Source organism: Paenibacillus sp. J31R30 (assembly GCF_059692115.1).
Window position 1 is genome coordinate 861221 of record NZ_JCAUAV010000002.1, and the last position, 21112, is coordinate 882332.

The window sequence follows — 21112 nt, forward strand, 5'->3', positions numbered from 1 at the left end:
TTTTGTTTCTTTTGTTTTATTGGACGAATTCATTCAAAAAAACTGACAATAAATTAATTTATTGAATTTAACTTTAAAGGCGATGCCATTAAGATAAAAGTATACAAGAAAGCGAGGAAATCATATGGTTCGATTCAAAAGCATTGTCTTTTTCTTTTTACTTCCAAGTGTAATTCTGTATGCGCTATTTATGGTAACTCCTTTGCTGATTACCTTATACACGGGATTTACCAAATGGGATGGCATCCAATCCCCACGCTTTAATGGCATTGAAAATTATGTGAACTTGATGAACGATCCTGTGTTTTGGCTAGGTTTAAGAAATACAATTTGGTGGATACTGGCTGCAATCCTGATTCAGCTTCCTCTAAGTGCACTTTCAGCTATTATTTTATCGAAGAAAATAAAGGGTTGGAAAGTATACCGTGTCATCTTGTTCTTCCCTGCCCTGATATCAGGTGTGACACTAGCAACAATGTGGTCGCAAGGCGTGTATAGTTATAATCTGGGTGCATTAAATACCATGTTGAAATGGGTTGGGTTAGATAGTGTTGTGAGAGATTGGCTAGGCGGGTTCGGATCCGCTTTCCCAGCTGTGCTGGCTGCGTTTGTTTTTTACTCAGGATTGTACTTGATCATCATCATGGCCAAAATTTCATCGATTCCAACTTCCTTATATGAGGCAGCTGAAATCGACGGAGCAAGTTCCGTACAAAAAGAGTGGACGATCACGATTCCCTATATTAGATCCATCTATGGAACCTGTATTGTGTTAGCAACAATCGGTGCGCTTAAAACATTTGATTTGGTGTTTGTGATGACGAGCGGTGGTCCTAGCAATAGAACAATAAATCTTGCTTATTATATGTACACCAAAATCAATTACGTATTTGATGGAGGTGGCGCGAATGCAATTGGTACGCTTTTATTAATTATAGGTTCCATCATCGTCATCCTTACCAATATGATTTCTAAAAAAATGGAGATAGTCGAATGAGGTTAATTGGGAGCGCGCAGGAGGAAATAACAATGAACAGCACACTTAACGCAACGCAACGACGTCCAGTCCTAATAGGAATTAGCAGTTACCTATTCATCTACATCCTGATTGCAATTACCATATTACCGGTATTATGGCTTGTTGTCGCGTCACTAAGGCCGAACTCGGAGTTTGTACAGTATGATGCATTTTGGCCTCATGTATGGACGATAGATAATTATAAGACAGCCCTTATCAAATTCAAGTTGCCCAAATATATGTGGAATTCACTCCTGATGAGCTTTCTCGCCATGGTGCTTAACGGGACGCTTGCAACGATGGCTAGTTATACGTTTGGAAGAATACCGTTTCGTGGAAGCACCGTACTTTACTCCCTTTTTATGATTGGTATGTTAATTCCGACAAATGCCTTGTTTGTCCCGACGTTGATCATCTCGAAGTCTTTACATCTGTATGACACTTTATTTCTATTGATTTTGGTCAACTGCACATTAAATTTGCCTATTAGTATTTTTGTTCTTCGAGCATTTATCAATGGGATTCCCAAAGAAGTTGAAGAAGCTGCGTTAGTGGATGGTTGTGGGGATTATCAACGATTTTTCCGAATCGCCGTACCTTTGTTAATGCCAGGCATTATCACGATAGGCACGATGACGTTTTTAAGTTCTTGGACTGAATTTATTTATGGCGTTATTCTAACTCGTTCTGAATCCGTCCGAACGCTGCAGGTGGCACTTTCCTTTTTTAAGGGTCAATTTACAACGAACTATACAGCTATGTATGCGGGAATCATTCTGTCAATCATTCCTTCGGTTATCATTTTTGCTATCTTTCAAGAGAAGATTATAGCAGGACTTACTGCTGGTGCTGTAAAAGGGTAGGGTTCAAGATGTTATGCATCTTAATCATAGATGAATGAGGAAAAAGGGAGGCTTATCCATGATTACAGCGTTAAAAAGAAAAGGAACTTTGGTTTCTGCAACATGTGTACTTGTCGCGATGTCTTTGGTTTCGGGTTGTGGTAATGCAGAGAAGAACACGGCACCTACAGCGAGCAGCAATGCAACCACGGAGTCATCGGCCAAACCTGCAGTCGTTAAAAAAGAGCTTGTGAAAATCAATTTCCCATCCATGTGGGTCGGTAATGACTCCAAAGCAAAAGTTTTGACGCAATTGATTAAAGAATTTAATGATCAGCACCAAGGCACGATTAAAGTCGATGTAGAGGAGATTCCAGATGCGAACGCTTACCGGGAAAAAATCCGCCTCTCTTTAGCATCTAACGAACTGCCTGATTTCTTCATCATTAACGAAGGGGGAAGATTGAATTTAGAGAAGTTTGCCACTGCAAACTTAATGGATTTCACGCCATATCTCAATGCGGATGCAACATGGAAAAGCCAATTTATGAAAGGTACGCTTGACGGAAATACATGGAATGACAAAGTGAAAATGCTGCCATTCGAGTTGGCCTCGGTTCCCATTTATTATAATAAGGAACTTCTACAAAGCGCAGGGTACACGAATTTTCCTAGTACGGTAGATGAATTTTTTGAGCTGTGCAAAAAATTAAGCGATAAAAATATACTTCCCTTCTCCATGGCGCTCAATCAGGGACCAGATAACTGGTTTGCAAATCAACTTGTAACTGATTTTGCGGTATCCGTTGCTAAGCGTGACATTATTAATGAAGCAGCTGCAAATAAAGTGCCTTATAATGATCCCGCTTTCATTGAAGCAGGTAAACTGTTACAAAAAGCAGCTGCTTACTTTCCAAAAGATGTTTTCAGTGCGGACTACGGAAAAGCGGTAGGTTACTTTACGAGTGGTCAAGCTGCCATGATTGGAAATGGACCTTGGATGCTAGGTGACATTAAATCGAATGGTCAGAACCAACTCAACGATAAAACAGGATTTGCAGGAGCACCTGGTTCTGGAGCATGGATTAGTAGTGTGAACTCTCAATTTGCAGCTGCGAAACAGACCGATCCTAATAAGGAAAAAGCCGTAGCTGAATTTGCTAAATATTTAACCAGCTCCCCAAATGTGAAACGATTATTTTTGGATAGCGGAGCACAATTTACGGTGAATTTCGATATTAAAGATGGTGAAGGAGATCCATTAGCAGTGAAAATGCTAAACGCATCCAAGACAGCTGCTTTTACTGCAAGTACAATCCTATTTAGCGCGAAGCCAGCTGTACAAAAGGCATTTTCCGATAATGTATCATCATTAATTGCTGGGAAATTGACGTCAGAAAAATTTTGGGATATCGTGCAAAGCGCTAATAAATAATTTTAACGCAATCTTAAATAATTACGAATTAGAGAATCGGATGATGTTAAAAAGTAAGCATTCTCCGATTCTTACTTACAAAGGAGTGTGAATTAATGAAAATGAACATGAAGAAAATAATGGGTTGCTTACTTATGCTGGGGGCAGGTATGATTTTGTTACCATTCACACATACGTATGCAGCCACAACTGTTTCAGTGGATGGCAATACCACGTATCAAACAATGGATGGATTTGGCGCTTCCTCAGCACTTCATGCGTATTCGATTGCAAGTAATCACCCGGAACCCTATCGCACGGAATTGTTCGATCTTCTTTTTTCAGAGAAAACAGGTTTGGGCTTGTCTGTCATTCGTGGAGAACTGGGTTCCGGAGATAACAATTATATGAATGCATTAACGCATGAGGGAATATTAGGCCAACAGTATGGCAAGCCAGACGATCAAGTGCAATTTTTGCTTGAAGCCAAAAAACGAAATCCCTCGTTGAAGGTTGTGTATACGCCGTGGACAATGCCGGTATGGGCTAGCGCCTCCGGTTCGCGCGTTCAGATGCCAGAAGCGGATACTTCCAAATTCCCTCAAATGGCCAACTACTACACCGATTTTGTTCAAAATATGCAAAATCGATACGGTATCGCTGTACAAGGAGTAAGCATTACCAATGAACCGCCGGATTGGACTCCCAATTTCCTGAATGCAATAAATAATTTTATTAATAATAATCTTAAGCCTGAATTTACAAGGCGCGGGATGAATACCGAAATCTATGCACCGGAATTCGCGTATTCCAGCTCGGTCATTCCGACTATGTTCACGACAAACAACAATGTAAACAAACTGTTCAGTCATGGCTATGGCATGTCTCATAGCAACAGTTATAGCAAGCCCTACTGGATTACGGAAACAAGCGACTTTACTACCCCTGAAGACTTGAGTATGAGTTCCGCTCTTGTCTATGCGCATGACATGGTTGATTTTATTAATTTAAATAATGTAAGCGCTTATCTTTACTGGCTCACGATATCCGGAGAACCGAATGCTTCGGGGCTTATTAGACCTAACTATCCGAGTCCGGGACAATATACCGTTCCTAAACGCGGATGGGCATTCGGTAACTTCAGCCGCTTCGTTCGACCCGGCTCTCAAAGAATCGCGCTTAGTGGAACCGGAAGCGGTGTCTATGCTACGGCATTTAAGGATCCAGGCACAGGCAAGGTTACCATTGTAGCGGTAAATACGAATACGTCCGATCAAAGCTATACGTTTAATTTATCCAATGTAAGTGCCTCTATGGTCGTTCCGTATCGAACATCGGGAAGCGCTTATCCTAACGGAGAGAATTTGGCCGAACTTGCGGCTATTCCCGTTAGCAACAACGTGTTTTCCACTAACCTGCTCGCATCCAGCGTTACGACTTTCGTAACCAACGATGTCAGCGTTCAGAACCCGACCAGTGTGTATGCCACCTCCACTTCGGGAGCTATCAATCTGTCCTGGCTTGCGCCAAGCGGTGCATCCCAGTATAAGATCAAGCGTTCAACAAGCGTAAATGGTACCTATAGCACGGTAGCAACGATATCGCATACAGCCAATGCTGCGGAACAAACGTACAGCGATACTACGGCGGCAATGGGAACGACTTATTATTACGAAGTGTCCGCGTTAGACGGAAGCGGGCTGGAGAGTGCAAACAGCAGTCCTACGCAAGGGACGCAAAAAATTTCCTCGGCATTGACCTTTGTTGGCACAGACAGCACAACGCAAGGAAACTGGAAGAGCGCTTATGGCACCGACGGGTTCCGATTGTTCGATTATGAACAAGGACAAAACGGGGGTCGGAAAAACGATGATGCGATATCTTATCCGTCTTATGTGAACAATTCGGCTCTTATCGGGTATATGTATGAGTACCCGAGCAGTAATTATACGCCTTGGGATCATAGTTTATGGAACACGGCGACAACGGATACGCGGGCGCTTCAGGATCCGGATGGTCTCTACAACGGGTACTTTATGAGAACAGCGGCGGCAAGGCAGCTTCAATCCGGGCAGACAGGTAAGCTGATTGTTCAACAAAATGACAACATAAGTCACCCGTTCGCCCTCTATTTCTTGGGGTGGAATAACAGTGCTACGGCCACAATTACTGCCTACGACAATGTAACGAATGCCGTACTGGATACGAGAACAATAACAACGGGTACAAATGGTTATTATGTCAAATACAACTTAACTGGACAGATACGATTCGAATTCAGTAATACAACAGGCAATATCAATCTGTCGGGCCTATTCTGGGGAGGTTCGGTGACGGGAAGTGTCCCTGCAGCACCGAGTGGGCTTGCCATTACTTCCACAGCAAGTGACAGAGTTGCCTTATCGTGGACCAATAATGCCACTAGTGGACTTACAGGTTTTAAGCTGGAGAGAATGAATGGATTAACGGGATGGGTGGTAGTTGCAGATACGGTGAATGGCGTCACGACCTATCTAAATACGAATATCGATACCAATACGAATCAATATTCCTATCGGGTAAAGGCATATAACATTTACGGAGATTCCACTTCGTCTAATGTAGTAAGTACAGGCTCGTCCGACACTCAAGTACCAACCGTACCTACTGGCCTAGCAGCTACAGCTGTATCGTCGAGCCAAATTAACCTGAGTTGGACGGCATCTACGGATAATGTGGGCGTAACAGGGTACAAGGTATATCGGAACGGAACGCAGATTGGCACTGCAACCGGGACTGCATACAGTGATATCGGATTGAATCCAAGTACATCGTTCAGTTACACTGTTTCAGCCTATGATGCAGCAAGTAACAATTCTACGCAAACTACGGCGGCTACTGCGACATCACTGGCACCAGGCAGCATTCCGACAAGTGGCCTGGTATCGTGGCTTAAATTTGATGAGACTAGCGGGACTAATGCGGCTGACTCTTCAGGTAGTGGAAATAACGGTACTGCAATAGGAGGCGCTGCTTGGTCGACCGATGGTAGATATGGTGGGTCCATAAGCCTTAATGGCACTGATGGATGGATGAATATCCCCGATATGAACTTTACTGGAGATTTCACCTTGGGGGCATGGGTAAAACTGCCGAATACCATCGACAACAATGATGCTGTTGTAGGACAAGAGGGGACAGGTCAGGACCTCAATTTCTACGCACAAAAAATCAGACTATATAACGGTTCGGATACCATAGTCGCGAACACGTCATTATCTGCGGACACTTGGACGCATTATGTATTAACCAGATCAGGAAGCACGCTAACCCTATATGTGAACGGTGCGCAGGACGCGACGGCTACATGGACGGGGGCTTTTACTCCAAAGGCAATAGGTAGGAGCAATATTGGGTTTACCTATGGAAAGATAGACGATTTTGTTCTCTACAATAGAGCGTTAAGCGGGTCTGAGATTGTACAACTGCGTGACCGTTCAGCAAGTGGGGGAGGCGATACCCAGGCACCGACTGTACCTGCAAGCTTAGGAGCAACGGCAGTATCATCTAGCCAGATCGCTTTAAGTTGGACGGCTTCCACCGACAATGTGGGAGTGGTGGGGTATAAAATCTATCGGGGCGGCACACAAGTTGGCACTTCAACCGGGACAACATTCAACGACACAGGTCTAAATCCGAGCACATCATATACCTTTACAGTTTCGGCCTATGATGCGGCAGGAAATAGTTCTGCACAGAGCAGTTCATCGAGTGCAACAACTTTAGTTTCTGGCAATACGGATGACTTTAACGGACCGTTGGGAGGATCTTGGACTTGGATCGTTCCTCAGTCAGGACCGACATATTCGTTCACAAACGGTAATTTTGAGCTGGCTGTACCGAATACCAATGTATACGATTCATGGACTGGTATTGATAATATGCCCAAACTTACAAGAACGGATATGGGGGCAGGGAATTGGACAATGGAGACCAAGCTGAACCTTGTGACTTATACAGCAAATAATGGTTTTACTACAGGTTTGCTAACGAAGTTGGGGACAAATGATTATTTATTCTGGGGTTCGTATAAAGGCAATGCCCTGCGACTAGAGCGCTCTGGAACGAATAGTATCATTGAGGTATTAAACTATACCAATCCTTCGGTTTATTTGAAGGTAAATAAGACTGGGAACACATATACATTCTACTATAAGGCTAATTCCGGGGATGCATGGACGAATGCTGGAACTTACAGCGCCACAAATGCTGTCCAATCGGTAGGATTATTTGCAAAAAGTTGGATAACCGCTAACGCAATCACGACTGATTTTGATTATTTTAATCTTACAACGCCATAAATCTAAGCGGGAAAGCCTGCTCATGCAGGCTTTCCCAATGCGCACGCATTAAGAAGCTTCATCGCTTTTACATGAATGGATTGATAAATAGATTTGCTACTAGGAGGAGAACGGATGGAAAACAAAACTTATAATTCCGTATATTCGGGGAGCCGCAACGTGCGCGTCGCGTTTCCGCTGGGGGGCATCGGTGCCGGCATGTTTGCATTGGAAGGGACGGGGGCGATGTCGCACTTTTCATTGCGTAATACGCCGGATATTAATAACGAACCCATGGTATTTTCCGCTGTTTGCATTAAACGAAAGGAAGGCAATATTGCCAGAGTTCTTGAAGGGCCGGTTCCCGAATGGAAAGTATTCAGCAATCGTGCCGATGGATTCGCTGGGCCGGGCAATGGGCTTGTTGGTAAGCACTACGGGCTTCCTCGATTCACGGAAAGTACGTTTCAAGCGCGTTTTCCTTTCGGAACCGTCAAACTTTGGGACCCGGAGCTCCCGGTGAATGCTACGATAACCAGTTGGAGTCCTTTTATTCCACTTCATGCCGATGACTCAAGTTTACCAGTTGCAGGACTCGAGTTTACGTTTGCCAATAAGACGGATGAGACGATCGAACTGGTCTATTCTTTTCATGCGGCAAACTTCATGCAGTCGTCGGGTGCTAGCGATCACCAGGTGCTGAATGCTAAGAATGGGTTTGTCCTTCATCAACCACCGATTGAAGGGAAGCCATGGGAGCAGGGATCATTCAGTGCGGTTGTTGACCGGGCTGAGGCTAAGGTGAACTGCGCTTGGTTCCGAGGAGGATGGTTCGACCCATTGACGATGGTATGGAATTCGATTGAAAGCGGGCAGAGCTTGGAGAAGAAGTCCTTGGAAGAAGGCAAGCCAAGTCCGGGAGGCAGTATTTCCGTACCGCTTACGTTAGGGCCTCACGAACGGAATACGATCCGGTTGATGTTGTCTTGGTTCGTCCCTGAAACGAATTTATCCGTAAAAGACGCTGCAGAGGATGAGACTCTTTTGGACGAGAATGCATACTACAAGCCTTGGTATGCAGGTAAATTTAACGATATTTCCGCGGTATCAGACTATTGGGTTAATGGCTATGATCGTTTACGCGAGCAGAGCGAGAACTTTAGCGATGCATTTTATGAAACAACGATGCCGGCCGAGGCTCTGGAGGCTGTCGCTGCCAATTTGGCGATCCTGAAATCACCAACAATCCTACGGCAAGTAGATGGAAGATTGTGGGGATGGGAAGGCTGCTTCGATAAGGGCGGTTGTTGCCATGGTTCCTGCACGCATGTATGGAACTACGCGCAAGCCATTCCACATTTGTTTCCGGAGCTGGAACGCAGCCTGCGAACGACGGAGTTCGGCGAAGGACAGAATGATGCGGGGCATCAGAATTTCCGTATTCCCCTGCCGATTCGCCCAGTGGATCATTCCTTTCATGCGGCAAGCGATGGTCAACTCGGCGGAATTATGAAGCTATACAGGGAATGGAGAGTTAGCGGAGACACGGAATGGTTGAGAGGGATTTGGCCTAAGGCCAAACAAAGCTTACATTACTGCATGGAGACGTGGGATCCCGATCGATTAGGTGTGCTCGTCGAACCGCATCATAACACATATGACATCGAGTTTTGGGGTCCGGATGGCATGTGTTCTTCCATTTATCTTGGCGCGCTCAAGGCTGCTTCACTTATGGCAGTCGTGTTGGGTGAGAATATCGGCGAATACGAGAATGTCTATCTTAGGGGCAAAGAGTATTTGGAAAAGGAGCTCTTCAACGGGGAATATTTCGAGCAGAAGATCGTTTGGGAAGGGCTGCGAACACCGTCCCCGACTCTGTCCGACCAAGCATGGAATATCGAGTACTCCCAGGAAGCCTATATGCTGCTAAGAGAAGAAGGGCCCAAATATCAATATGGGAAAGGCTGTCTATCAGACGGAGTAATTGGCGCATGGTTTGCAGAAATGTGCGGACTTGGCGATATACTCGACCGTGATATGGTGAAGAGCCACCTGTTAAGTATTTACAAGTACAACTTGAAGCACGATTTATCCAAACATGCGAACCCCCAGCGTCCTGGATATGCGCTCGGCAACGATGGCGGATTGTTACTGTGCACATGGCCCAGAGGCGGACGCTTATCACTTCCGTTCGTATATAGCGACGAAGTTTGGACGGGAATCGAATATCAGGTAGCTTCACATTTACTAGCACTAGGATGCATCGAGGAAGGACTTGAAATTGTAAGGATTTGCAGAGATCGTTATGACGGCAGCAAACGAAATCCGTTTAATGAATACGAGTGTGGACATTGGTACGCGAGAGCAATGGCATCTTACGGACTTATTCAAGGATGGAGCGGAATTCGTTATGACGCTTGTAACCAAACTCTCTATGTGTCTTCGAATATATCCGAAAATTATCATAGTTTCTTGTGCACAGCCACTGGCTACGGTATTTCAGGTGTACGTGACGGGAAACCATATCTCGATGTGAAATCAGGCACTATTCCTATTAAGTATGTCGAGTATGTACAGAAAACAGAAAATATGACGACAAGTAAGGGAGGTGAGTAGAGTAAAGTATGGGAAGCAAATATGCCATTGGTGTAGATTACGGAACAGAATCGGGTAGAGCTTTGCTAGTTGATATTGGCAACGGGAGGGAAGTGGCATCACATGTAACTCCTTATTCCCATGGCGTGATCGATGAGATCTTGCCGGGAAACGGACGGAAGTTAGAGCCAGATTGGGCCTTACAGTATCCGGATGATTATGTAGATGTGCTTCGCAGGTCAGTCCCAGAGGTGCTGCATATGTCGGGAGTAAGTCCGGATGATGTCGTGGGAATAGGTATTGATTTTACGGCTTGTACAATGATGCCACTGAACGCGGAAGGAACTCCGCTATGCATGATTCCACAATGGCGCGACAATCCGCATGCTTGGGTAAAGCTATGGAAGCATCATGCGGCACAGGAAGAAGCAGATCGGTTGAACGAAATCGCCAAACAACGTGATGAATCTTTTCCCGCTCGTTATGGCGGCAAACAATCTTCGGAGTGGTTGATCGCGAAGATTTGGCAGATCTTGAATGAGTCGGAGGACGTGTACGTCGCCACGGATTTGTTCATGGAGGCAGCGGATTGGATCGTCATGCAAATGACGGGCAACCTTGTCCGAAATAGCTGCACAGCAGGTTATAAAGGGATTTGGCATAAAGAAAAAGGATTTCCTTCGAATGAGTTCTTCTTAGCCTTAGACTCTCGCTTGGATGGTTTAACGAAGACCAAGCTTCGCGGAGACATTCTGCCCTTAGGGTCTAAAGCGGGTGCCCTTACTGAAGAGATGGCGTTAATGATGGGTCTTCGTCCGGGAACGGCGGTAGCTGTCGGCAATGTCGATGCGCACGCAGCTTTTCCCGCTGTCGGTGCAGTTACGCCCGGTAAACTATTGATGGCGATGGGGACATCGACTTGTCACTTGTTACTGAGTGAGCGGGAAGTCATCGTTGAGGGAATATGCGGTGTCGCCCAAGACGGCATCGTTCCGGGCTACTTTGGTTATGAAGCGGGACAATCAGCAGTAGGTGATATTTTCGCTTGGTATGTCGAGCATGCGGTGCCGGAATACGTATCCAAAGCAGCCACCGAAGATGGGGTGAGCGTACATGCATGGCTCGAAAAGCGAGCTGCGGCGTATTCGCCAGGGGAAACCGGATTACTGGCATTGGATTGGTGGAATGGTAATCGTTCGGTACTCGTTAATGCGGATTTATCGGGAGTTCTTGTAGGATGTACTCTACTGACTAAGCCGGAAGAAATCTACCGTGCATTACTCGAAGCGACGGCATTCGGAACAAGGAAAATCATCGAATCGTTTGTAGAGCAAGGAGTCGCTGTAGATGAGCTCTATGCTTGCGGTGGTTTGCCACAGCGCAATCGCCTGCTCATGCAAATATATGCGGATGTTACAGGTAGAGAAATAAAAATCGCGGCCTCAACGCAGACGGCGGCGCTTGGCGCGGCGATGTTCGCCACACTAGCGGCGGGATCCTCGGCAGGGGGATACGATGATATTGTCGAAGCCGCTGCTCGCATGGCACATATTAAGGAAGAGACATTTGTACCGATACCTGCAAATGTAGCCATGTACGACCAATTATACAGGGAATACGCGAAGCTTTATGATTATTTTGGGCGTGGTGAAAATACGGTTATGAAAACATTAAAAGGGATGAAAGGTGAAGACCAAAAGTAAGAGAATGTTAGTGTGGACTGGTATCATTTGAAACAAGTAACTCCCACGATAGACTTTAATTTTGTGAAAGGGCTGCCAAGCGGCAGCTCTTTGTTCTGTTATTGGGTGTATTTGAAGGAAAAATTTTCCTTGCTTCGTGTCCACAACCTCAAGTGGTTGTGAACAACAAGCAACGCGTCTATAAAGTAAAATCGAATTTAACAAGAAAGTACTCAAAATTCTAAATAAAAAATAACCCCGTTCTCAAATTTGAGGACGGGGTTATTAATCAACGTGAAGTATAACATATGGGTAAGTTACTTCATAAATGAAAAGCTATTCAGCAAACGATTGAGATATACTGCGCTGTTAGCTCTGGTAGTACTAATGTTCAATGAATGAAGAATTTCATCATTTGATGTTATTATTCCTTTTTTTGACAGAAAGGCAAGAGATTCAGAAGCCCATTCAGGTGCTGCTTCTTTTACATTTAGAGTATTAATTGCGCTTTGCTGTTCCACACCGCTTAATGAACTAATTTCATTTGCATATTCTAATGCGTTACTCAGCATTACAATCATTTCTATATACGAAATGGTTTTCTGAGGTCTGAAAGTTTGGTCTTCGTAACCATCAATAAGTCTAGCTTCTGATGCAGCAGCTATGAATTTATTGTACCAGTCGTCTGCCTTTACATCAGTAAACTGTATCTTAGTAGTATCAGCAGAAATAATACCAAGTGTTCTTACCAATAAAGCGGCAAATTCTGCTCTTGTTACACTTTGATCCGGTTTAAAAGTACCATCTTCATAACCGTTAACGATTAGCTGTGTTGCCATTTGTTTTATGCCATCTTGTTTTTCCTTCTCTGCGGGAAGATCTGTAAAATTAATAGTTTTCTTTACAATGGCATAGATTGAATTTCCTTTTCTCCACATGGTTCCCGTCAATTGATTCTCTTTCTTCTCAAATTTAGATGGGACAGGTACAAGTTCATGACTAATCGGATCAAACATCACACCGGCAAGTTGGTTTAATTCCAAATCTTCTTTGCTGTTATCCAACTTTATTTGGTGGGCTAAAAAGCTAGAAGTCGTATTAATTTCCCTTTTTTCATTCCCAGTCATTGAGACAATCTGAAAATCAATGCCATTATTCAAAATAGTCATTCCCATTTCAGTTGCTTTCTTCCCAATTTCACTACGGAGCACTTCTGATACTTTACCTATGATGACTTTTAGGGTTGATTGGTTAGTTACATAAGGTAACACTTCTTTGAAATCAACTTGCAAAGTACCTTGTGGTGAAGTAAACTCAATGATTTTACCCTTAAGTTCTTCAGTTTCGACCAAATCTTTTCCCGTAATCTGCACTTCGTATGAGTCATTTTCTGTACTGCTTTGTATTTCAATAGGGATCACACTTGTGGATGCGTTCGCTGTAACAAATTCTTTTAAGTTTTTAACTTTAACTATTAATTTATTTCGGCCGTTTTCGTCTTTGGTAGTAGATTCTTCTGTGGATAGCTTTTCGGATGGAAGGCCTCCAAAAAAGCCACCACCACCGCCACCACCGCCACCACCGCCGCCGCTACCGCCGGCAGATTCCATAGGATAATCTTTTGCTACGAGTAAACTTTCGGCTTTATCAGGAGCTTGGTAAGAGATGTAGAAGTATCCGCCTCTTGAATTTAGTGTAGAGATAGGCAACGTTAACTCAGTTGAACCGTTCGCTACTGTACCAGTTAGTATAACTTTGTTGTCATCGTAAATTCTGACCGTTTCACTAGGTTTCATTCTTAATAATTGGATAGTATCAGAATCTTTCCCCATTTTATTGTTTACGATAATTTCGCTGACAACAGGAGTCCGTGTCATCCGATCAAGAACAGGAGTTATTGCATACAAGGGGAATGGTGAATGATAACCGCCTTTATCTGTGTAAATGACAGCAATAGCCATTGCATTATCAGGTATCACTGTTCCGACTGGAATATCAATGCGATAACTTGACTGTAATGTATTTATAGATGCAATCCGATTTCCTACAATTCCTTGTTTACTAAGGAAATAAAGTTCATACCTATCACCTGGTAATTCCTTATCTGCGGGTGCCCATGTAACGCTACCTCCAACACTGTTTGGATTGGAATCACTATCATTGAAAGAAGCGTTTTTAGGTATAAAGGTTGGTGTGTCCCACATAGGAATTAAACCATACGTACTGGAACGTCTATAAGAACCATTGTCATTATTCTTGATATACGCATAAATGGCTATATAGTATTGGTTTGTTTGCGGATACAATCCATAGATATTGAAGTAGTATAGACCATTATCAAAGTTATCTTTGTTAACTTTGTCAAGTCTGCCTGTTTCTTTTAAATCCCGATCAAGGAGTACAAGATCATAATAGGCCACATCAATATCGTTGGCAGCAGGTTCAAAAATAACATTGCCGCTTACTAATCCAGTTTTGAAATTGTCGTCATAGAAGTAAGCTCTCCCAGGAACAAAAGAACTCATATAGTTTTTTAATTTATCAATAGAAGCAAATTTATAAAGAGTTCTTGTATTCTCAAAAGAATTGGAATAATAACCTGGGTCGCCTTTACACAAGTACAAGGTACCATCATTATCAAAGGCAATAATAGCTGTTTGAAAGGGAAGATCGAAAAGTTTAACTGCTGTATCGCTGTCATAAACGGCAGTAGAACTGAAAACATAGTTTCCTTTTACATATAAAATGGGCTCAGGGTAAGTCGCAAGCAACTGAGGTAGTTGTGGTTTCTCTGCTGCTAAATATTTTTGGTTGCCCGAGTAGATATAATTTCCTTCAACAAATAAATTTCCTGTAACGAATTGTTGTCCGATTATTGAAGTAGCTTCATAAGGGAATTTTAAATCAACACTAATTAAGTATGTGTATTGTTTAACGTATAATTTTCCTTGTTCGGGTGCGAGCGCTAATCTATCTGGTGTAACTGTGGAAAACGCATTATTTGCATAATGAACATCATAGACAGCTTTATAAACAGAATCATAGACACTTAGCGTATTAGTACCATTTAAGGTATCGCTTCCTGAAATAAACAATTGATCTTTATTTATTTGAACAAGTTGAGGAGATTTATTAATTTGTAAATAAGATGGAGTGAGTCCATGATTGAGGTCAACTATACCAAGTTGTGAAGACCCATTATTGGCTGTAACCAATGTATTTCCATATGTAGCAATGTCCCAAGGTTTTGATCCAATGGGGACTTCACTAGCTACCGTCATGGAATTTTTATTAATTTGGGTTAATGTATTATTTGTTGAAATCGCATATATGTAGTCACCATTCAAAACGAAATCTTTGATAGGTTGACTTAGTTCAATCCTATCTAATGTGGCATTATGCCCACCAATGATTGGCGAGGTAGGGAGTGTAACTTTTTGTTTAGATAACGTTCGATAGAGAAATGAATATAAGTTGTTTTGAGAATCAACTGCATTTAACAATGATTGTTGAGGAAGGGATTTTAAAATTTGGAAAGTATGTTTATCATAAATATTTCTGTTCGTTACAATAAGGTTCCCATTCGATTGAACAACTTGGTCGACATGGTATTCCGAAAAAGAGCTGTATAAGCCTTTTATAATATCAAGGTTATCTGAGTTGAAACGACGACCTGCGAAGTAGATATCGTCTCCTGAAGTGATGAGTGGTGCTCCGTAATTATAAGAACCTAAATCATGGTAAGTAATTTTATTCGTAGAGTCAGCTGTATGGATAGCGTATAGGTCTTTTCCCGCGACATATAATAACTGTTTTTCTTTGTTATAGTCTATATCTCTTATGCCACTATTGAGTTCGGATGCGGGTAAAGACATGACACTGTTGGATCCATTAGATAAGTCATATTTGTTAATTTTATTGAGGTTGTTTGCAGCAGTCGTGTAATAAATAAATGAATCGTCTTTTGTTAAGTGAATGACAGGGTTAGTGGTGGAAATAGTTTGTATAACAGATTGTGAACTCACTTGAACAACTTTTATTTGGTAAGCACCAGAAAGCCCGACATATAATTTGTCTTGATCAAGGTATAAATCTGAGGGATATGAGCCGATAGCAAGTGTTTGTTTTATGGACAGGTCGCTCATTTGAATAAAAAATAATTTGTTAGTCTCCCTGGAGATTGCGTAGATGTAACCATTTGGCTCATCAATCACCCAGTTAGTTAACTCATCGTTTTGAAAAGATGCTGTTTTGATTTCGGTGTTCGAGGGTTCACTTGAGGTTTCATTTGCCTGAGCAAGTGAATTTGTAATTGCACAGCATAAAAGCAGTAAAACAAGTAAAGCACAACTCAATTTTCTTAAAAGCTTTTTAAGCAAGCAAGATGCCACTCCTTTGTAATGGTTATTTCGTATGGTATATTCGACAAAATGTGGAGAAAACCTTCAAAAAAATGGATACAGAGTAACTATTTAAACATTCTAGCAATTATCTGAAAGCAGCATTAATTGAATTGAACAAAAGAGGGTATCACGAAGTATAAGATTCAATCATTAAGTTTGAGATGAAAAACGCTTAGATTATTCAATAAAAGTGGCTAATTATTGCACATGCTTTCGCTGAAGAAGAACAAAATTGAGAAATGCTGTACTTAGTATGATCGATGTGTTGGTTATTGTATTATGGGTAATAGTATGACTGCCTGCCTTTATTGGTATGAAAATCTAGAACATAGGAGGATTACATGTCCTGGAGCAAATTAAAGCAACAACTGGAGAGCTTTCTCTGTCCTGCGTTAATTGGTAGGGTCGAATACCGTGCAACCGGCTACCGTTATTTACCCGATAAAGCAGGGCTTTGTTATATTGCTGTAGATAAAAAAAACGTACTCAATATGAGTGATGTAACTACATTAATCAAATGGTATCAGACGGAGCTGGAGATTAAGAATGATTCCGATATCCAAATTCCTATCAGCAATGAAGAATTTGAAGCGGTCAGAAAAGATACCAAGGGGCTAGTTCCGGAGGATCGTCTAAAAGTAATTGCAAGAGGTAGAAAAATATCAGAATATGCAAAGGAACTATTGTCAGCACAGTCATCATTAAGTAAATCAAACTTTACTGTTACGGCTAATAAGTTTTTATCCCTGTCTATTGAGGAAAGCATTGAGAGCCAGGAGATCTTATTAAATATTCTAGCCTTGGTGGACAGACGAGTTGGAAAAAAGCGGATTTTAAACATGAGCGAGATGATAAAATTAAAGCATCCAATTGTGCAGTATTTTTATGAACTGCGACTTAGTACGTTATGAAAAGCCTTGATGGTGCTGGGTTTTTACCATTCAATGGGGAATTTGTAAGTATTACCATTGGAATGGACAAAGAGGGAAACGAGATTACAGCGGGTTTACGGGCTCCATTTTCGAATTAATTATGGAATATCAGAGTTTTTTTGGATAAATCCTCAAAATTGTTGAGAAATCTATAATAATGAATTAACATACAGGAAGTAGTTCATTCAAGTAATAGGAAAGTACATTTATGATTTATAAGTAGTGATAATTAACACTATATATGCAATTCCGAGACATGTGGAGAGCAGTTTACACTTAGTTTGGCACGGATATAAAGGGGAGTAACGGTGGAAGCCCTTCTCATGAAGGGCTTTTGTTGTGATGTGAATACTCAAGAAGGTAGATCATTCATTACAATTTTTTGTACCATAGTTTATTCTTGTAAGGCTAATTCACTTCTTAGGAGTTGACTGACGGATTATGATAAAGAAAGAAATCGGGCATATTCGCAAGCATTTTAAATTGGATAACGAAATGCTTAAAATTCACGAGATTTTAAACGTGTATATCATGAAGGAAACCAACGAGATCTACCATTATGAGCGCCAACCGTTCGCCCTAGTGGACAGGGAAAAACAGGAGCTATATATGCTCAATTTCAAAAAACTGCTGACCGGCGAATTAGATCAGAAGATGTATGAGTTAAGGTTTCAGGAGGAAGCGGAGCAGCCTACACAGGTGGTTCTCCATCAAGGTTTGGTGACTGGTAATTCGGAAGAATGGCAAGATCTAATGCTCTTGTTGGTGGAGAAAATGTTGGTGGATACCACATACGAGCAGGATACAGTGGTTACTTTTGTTCGCGGACAATATTCACGACCAACCAAGAGTAGGAACGAAGATGCCATGGAGAGCGAAAAGAACGAGATGTTCGCGAATCTATTCATACTGTGCAGCGTGAATTCTACGGAACAACAAAAGAAAACGCTCATGTTCGACTATGTGGAGAGGGAATATAAGTATAATGTCTTCGTAGATCCGATCATCAAATTGAACACGCCGGAGCAAGGTTTTTTCTACCCTAGCGTGACGGACAACTATTCCGACGTGAATCGCATTCTGTATTGCTCGGGGAGAGCGCATGAACCGAACTGGCAGTTCATCGAGCAAGTTTTAAATGCCGAGAAAACCGTGACAGCGTTAGAAGAAAGAGCTATTTTTGAAGACATCGTGAAGGAAGTGGCGGGCGATCAGCTTGATGCCGCTACGATCGCTCATGTGTACGAGGAAATTCATCGGGTTATCGAGTCCAACGAAGAGGAAGAGCCTCCAAAGCTGGATTATAAAGATGTGGAACGCATGCTGTCGGTGAGTGGTGTAGAGGGAGTGACGATGGAAAAGGTGGAACGAGCGTTCCAAAACGTCGTGGACGACAAAAACTATGAACTCAAAGCGAGCAGTGTCATGCCGAAGTTCACTTCGAAATCAATTAAGATTGATACGAAGGTAGCCACGATTACGGTTAGTCCGCAAGATTTAAAGTACGTGAGACAGGTGAATTATCAAGGAAAACGATGTATCTTGATCGAGGTTGACGAGGACGTCGTGATTGAAGGATTTACGCTTAATACGGAGACGTTGTAGAGTCGGGAATTTTCACGGCTGACATACGCTTGGAAAGGTTAACTAATTTCTGAAACAACTACAACGGAGCGCCGCGGGTTTGCGGGCTCCGTTTTCTAATTAAATATGGAATATCACATTTTTCCTTTTTGAAATCTGAAGAAAATGCATAATCCATATAAAATGAAGACTTTTCAAAAGAAAGTTCATTGCGAAAATATGTGTAAGCGCTTACCATAAAAATGATTTCAATTTGAAAGGGGATACGTAATGAATACAAAATGGAAAAGAATGGATGTGGCCAGCCTATCAGCACTACTCAGCATGATGCTGCTGTTATCGGTATGTTTGGTGACTTTGCCTGGCAGGGTTGAAGCGGCAACGCCGTTCTTTTCAGAAACGACAGTTTGGTCGAAGAATGAAGTAGGGCTGTGGCCGTTCCACGTTTACGGCTTAGCGGTAACGACGAACGGTACGATTCTCGCTTTTGCGGAAGGTCGGGTCAGTTCATCCGATGATGGGGCTCATCATCTCGTGATGAAGCGGAGCACGGATGGCGGAGCGACCTGGGGAACGATGCAATATATCGAACAAAGCACGGCTGGGGAGAGCTGGACGAACGCGGCGGCAATCGTTGACCGCAGCACGGGAAAGGTGTTTTTCTTCTATGCACTCAATGATGGATCGAATGCATCGACCCGTGTATTCTATAAAACGAGTACAGATCATGGCGCGACCTGGTCGGCACGAAACGAAATCTCGTCTTTGTTCAGCGGGAATACGAATGGCTGGACGTTTCACATGCCGGGTCCCGGCCATGGCATTCAATTAAGCGACGGCAGATTGCTGCTGCAAGTATGGCATCGTAAAAGCATTACCTACCCGTTTGCTCAACGCAATTACGGCGTATCTGTCATTTATAGCGATGACCAAGGAGCGACTTGGCATACCGGCGGGGAGATTCCAGTCAACAGCAGTTATCCGGTCAACGAGTCCCGAATTGTGCAATTGGATAATGGCAATATCGTGATGAATGGACGAAACGGGGGAACGAATCATCGAATAACATCAGTAAGTACGGATCGTGGAGCAACTTGGAGCAACCCGCAGTTGGACACGGCCATTCCATTATTCACGGCTGTAGACGCAAGTTTGACTCGTTTATCGAAAAAAAGCGAAGGAGCAAACGCGAACCGTATATTGTTCAGCCGACCAGCAAGTACAACCGCCAGAGAAAATATGACGGTTGATATCAGTTACGATGAGACAGCATCGTGGACATACAGCAAAGTCATCAATAGCGGCACTTCTTTTTACTCCGATATGGCCATTATGCCGGATAACAGCATTATTCTGCTGTACGGTAGAGATGGAACGAGTACCGCTTTTCCAGATAACGTGGCTGCCGCACACTTTAATGTGGAATGGCTGACCAATGGAGCGGATAGTTTGAACGGCGTACCTCTCAATATGTTGACGTTTGAAGCGGAGAGCATGTCAGTTGCAGCATCATCGGGAGATTCGATAGGAACAGTCACGGATACAGGCGCAAGCGGGGGCGCTGTACTGAAATATTTGGCGGATCAAGTTGGCGACTATGTATCTTTGAATGTCAATGTACCGTCCACGGGTACGTATAACGTTCGTGTTCGCTCACGAACCGCAGACAATCGGGCAAAGGTTCAACTGAAGATTGACGGGGTAAGTCAGGGCACCGTATTCGATCCGTACAATGCAGTAATAGGCTACCAAGATGATAACCTAGGGTTGGTTACTTTCAGCAGCACGGGAAATAAAGGTTTTCGCTTCGAAACGACTAGCAAAAACGCAAGCAGCACCGGATACGGTATGTTCCCGGATTCCATTATATTAACGCCGCAGCGGTCCTACGAGGCTGAATTGCTACCCGTAGTATCCTCGTCCGGCGATTCGTTGGATAAGTTCGACGACTCTGCGGCAAGCGGTGGCTCTGTATTGAAATATCTCTCTGACGCGGTTGGCGATCAGGTTTCTCTGAAAGCAAACGTTGTTTATGCGGGAACGTACAAAGTGGTGATTCACGCCAGGACCGCTACGAATCGCGCGATCGCGCAAGTCAAGGTCGATGGCGTTTCAGTCGGCTCGTTCGACTCTTACAGCGCGACAACAGGGTACCAAGATTACGTGATCGGCAACGTTACTTTGAGTACGGGCGGCGATAAAGTCATCCGTTTTGAAGTAACAGGAAAAAATGCAAGCAGCACGAGCTACGGATTGTTCCCGGATAGCATCACCTTAATCCCGCAATAATAGAACAAGATTCATATAGAGAGGCCGTCGGTTT

10 protein-coding genes are annotated in these 21112 nt (G+C 43.1%); 9 read left to right on the forward strand and 1 reads right to left on the reverse strand.

The window, feature by feature from the left end; genetic code table 11:
- Positions 1-124 precede the first annotated feature (124 nt).
- The 6 genes from AC58QO_RS09705 to AC58QO_RS09730 all read left to right on the forward strand — a co-directional run bounded on the left by AC58QO_RS09705 (position 125) and on the right by AC58QO_RS09730 (position 11891).
- Positions 125-997 carry a carbohydrate ABC transporter permease gene (locus AC58QO_RS09705; RefSeq protein WP_497265086.1) on the forward strand — a complete coding sequence of 291 codons (873 nt, stop codon included), beginning with the start codon at positions 125-127 and terminating at the stop codon, positions 995-997.
- A 32-nt stretch (positions 998-1029) separates the two neighbouring features.
- Complete coding sequence (locus tag AC58QO_RS09710) at positions 1030-1881, forward strand: carbohydrate ABC transporter permease (RefSeq protein ID WP_497265087.1); 852 nt, start codon at positions 1030-1032, stop codon at positions 1879-1881.
- Positions 1882-1939: 58 nt separating this feature from the next.
- Positions 1940-3295: an ABC transporter substrate-binding protein gene (locus tag AC58QO_RS09715; RefSeq protein ID WP_497265088.1), complete on the forward strand. Its 1356-nt coding sequence runs from the start codon at positions 1940-1942 to the stop codon at positions 3293-3295.
- A 95-nt stretch (positions 3296-3390) separates the two neighbouring features.
- Positions 3391-7614, forward strand: coding sequence for a fibronectin type III domain-containing protein (locus AC58QO_RS09720; RefSeq protein ID WP_497265089.1), 4224 nt, complete (start codon positions 3391-3393; stop codon positions 7612-7614).
- A gap of 114 nt (positions 7615-7728) precedes the next feature.
- Entirely contained in the window at positions 7729-10209 is a 2481-nt protein-coding gene (locus AC58QO_RS09725) for a GH116 family glycosyl hydrolase (RefSeq protein ID WP_497265090.1), read from the forward strand.
- Positions 10210-10217: 8 nt separating this feature from the next.
- A complete protein-coding gene (locus AC58QO_RS09730; RefSeq protein ID WP_497265091.1) occupies positions 10218-11891 on the forward strand; it encodes a ribulokinase in 1674 nt (557 codons plus the stop codon).
- Between the two features lie 296 nt (positions 11892-12187).
- On the opposite strand, the gene AC58QO_RS09735 is transcribed toward AC58QO_RS09730, so the two are convergent.
- The gene (locus AC58QO_RS09735; protein WP_497265092.1) at positions 12188-16249 is read right to left on the reverse strand and encodes an S-layer homology domain-containing protein; all 4062 of its coding nucleotides are present in this window, start codon (positions 16247-16249) and stop codon (positions 12188-12190) included.
- Positions 16250-16614: 365 nt separating this feature from the next.
- Here AC58QO_RS09735 and AC58QO_RS09740 point away from each other — a divergent pair, with 365 nt between their 5' ends.
- The 3 genes from AC58QO_RS09740 to AC58QO_RS09750 all read left to right on the forward strand — a co-directional run bounded on the left by AC58QO_RS09740 (position 16615) and on the right by AC58QO_RS09750 (position 21078).
- Positions 16615-17184, forward strand: coding sequence for an SF0329 family protein (locus tag AC58QO_RS09740; protein ID WP_497265093.1), 570 nt, complete (start codon positions 16615-16617; stop codon positions 17182-17184).
- A 462-nt stretch (positions 17185-17646) separates the two neighbouring features.
- Positions 17647-18810, forward strand: coding sequence for a DUF4317 domain-containing protein (locus tag AC58QO_RS09745; protein ID WP_497265094.1), 1164 nt, complete (start codon positions 17647-17649; stop codon positions 18808-18810).
- Between the two features lie 249 nt (positions 18811-19059).
- Positions 19060-21078 (forward strand): exo-alpha-sialidase, encoded by a 2019-nt coding sequence (locus AC58QO_RS09750; protein WP_497265095.1) that lies wholly within the window; start codon positions 19060-19062, stop codon positions 21076-21078.
- Positions 21079-21112 lie beyond the last annotated feature (34 nt).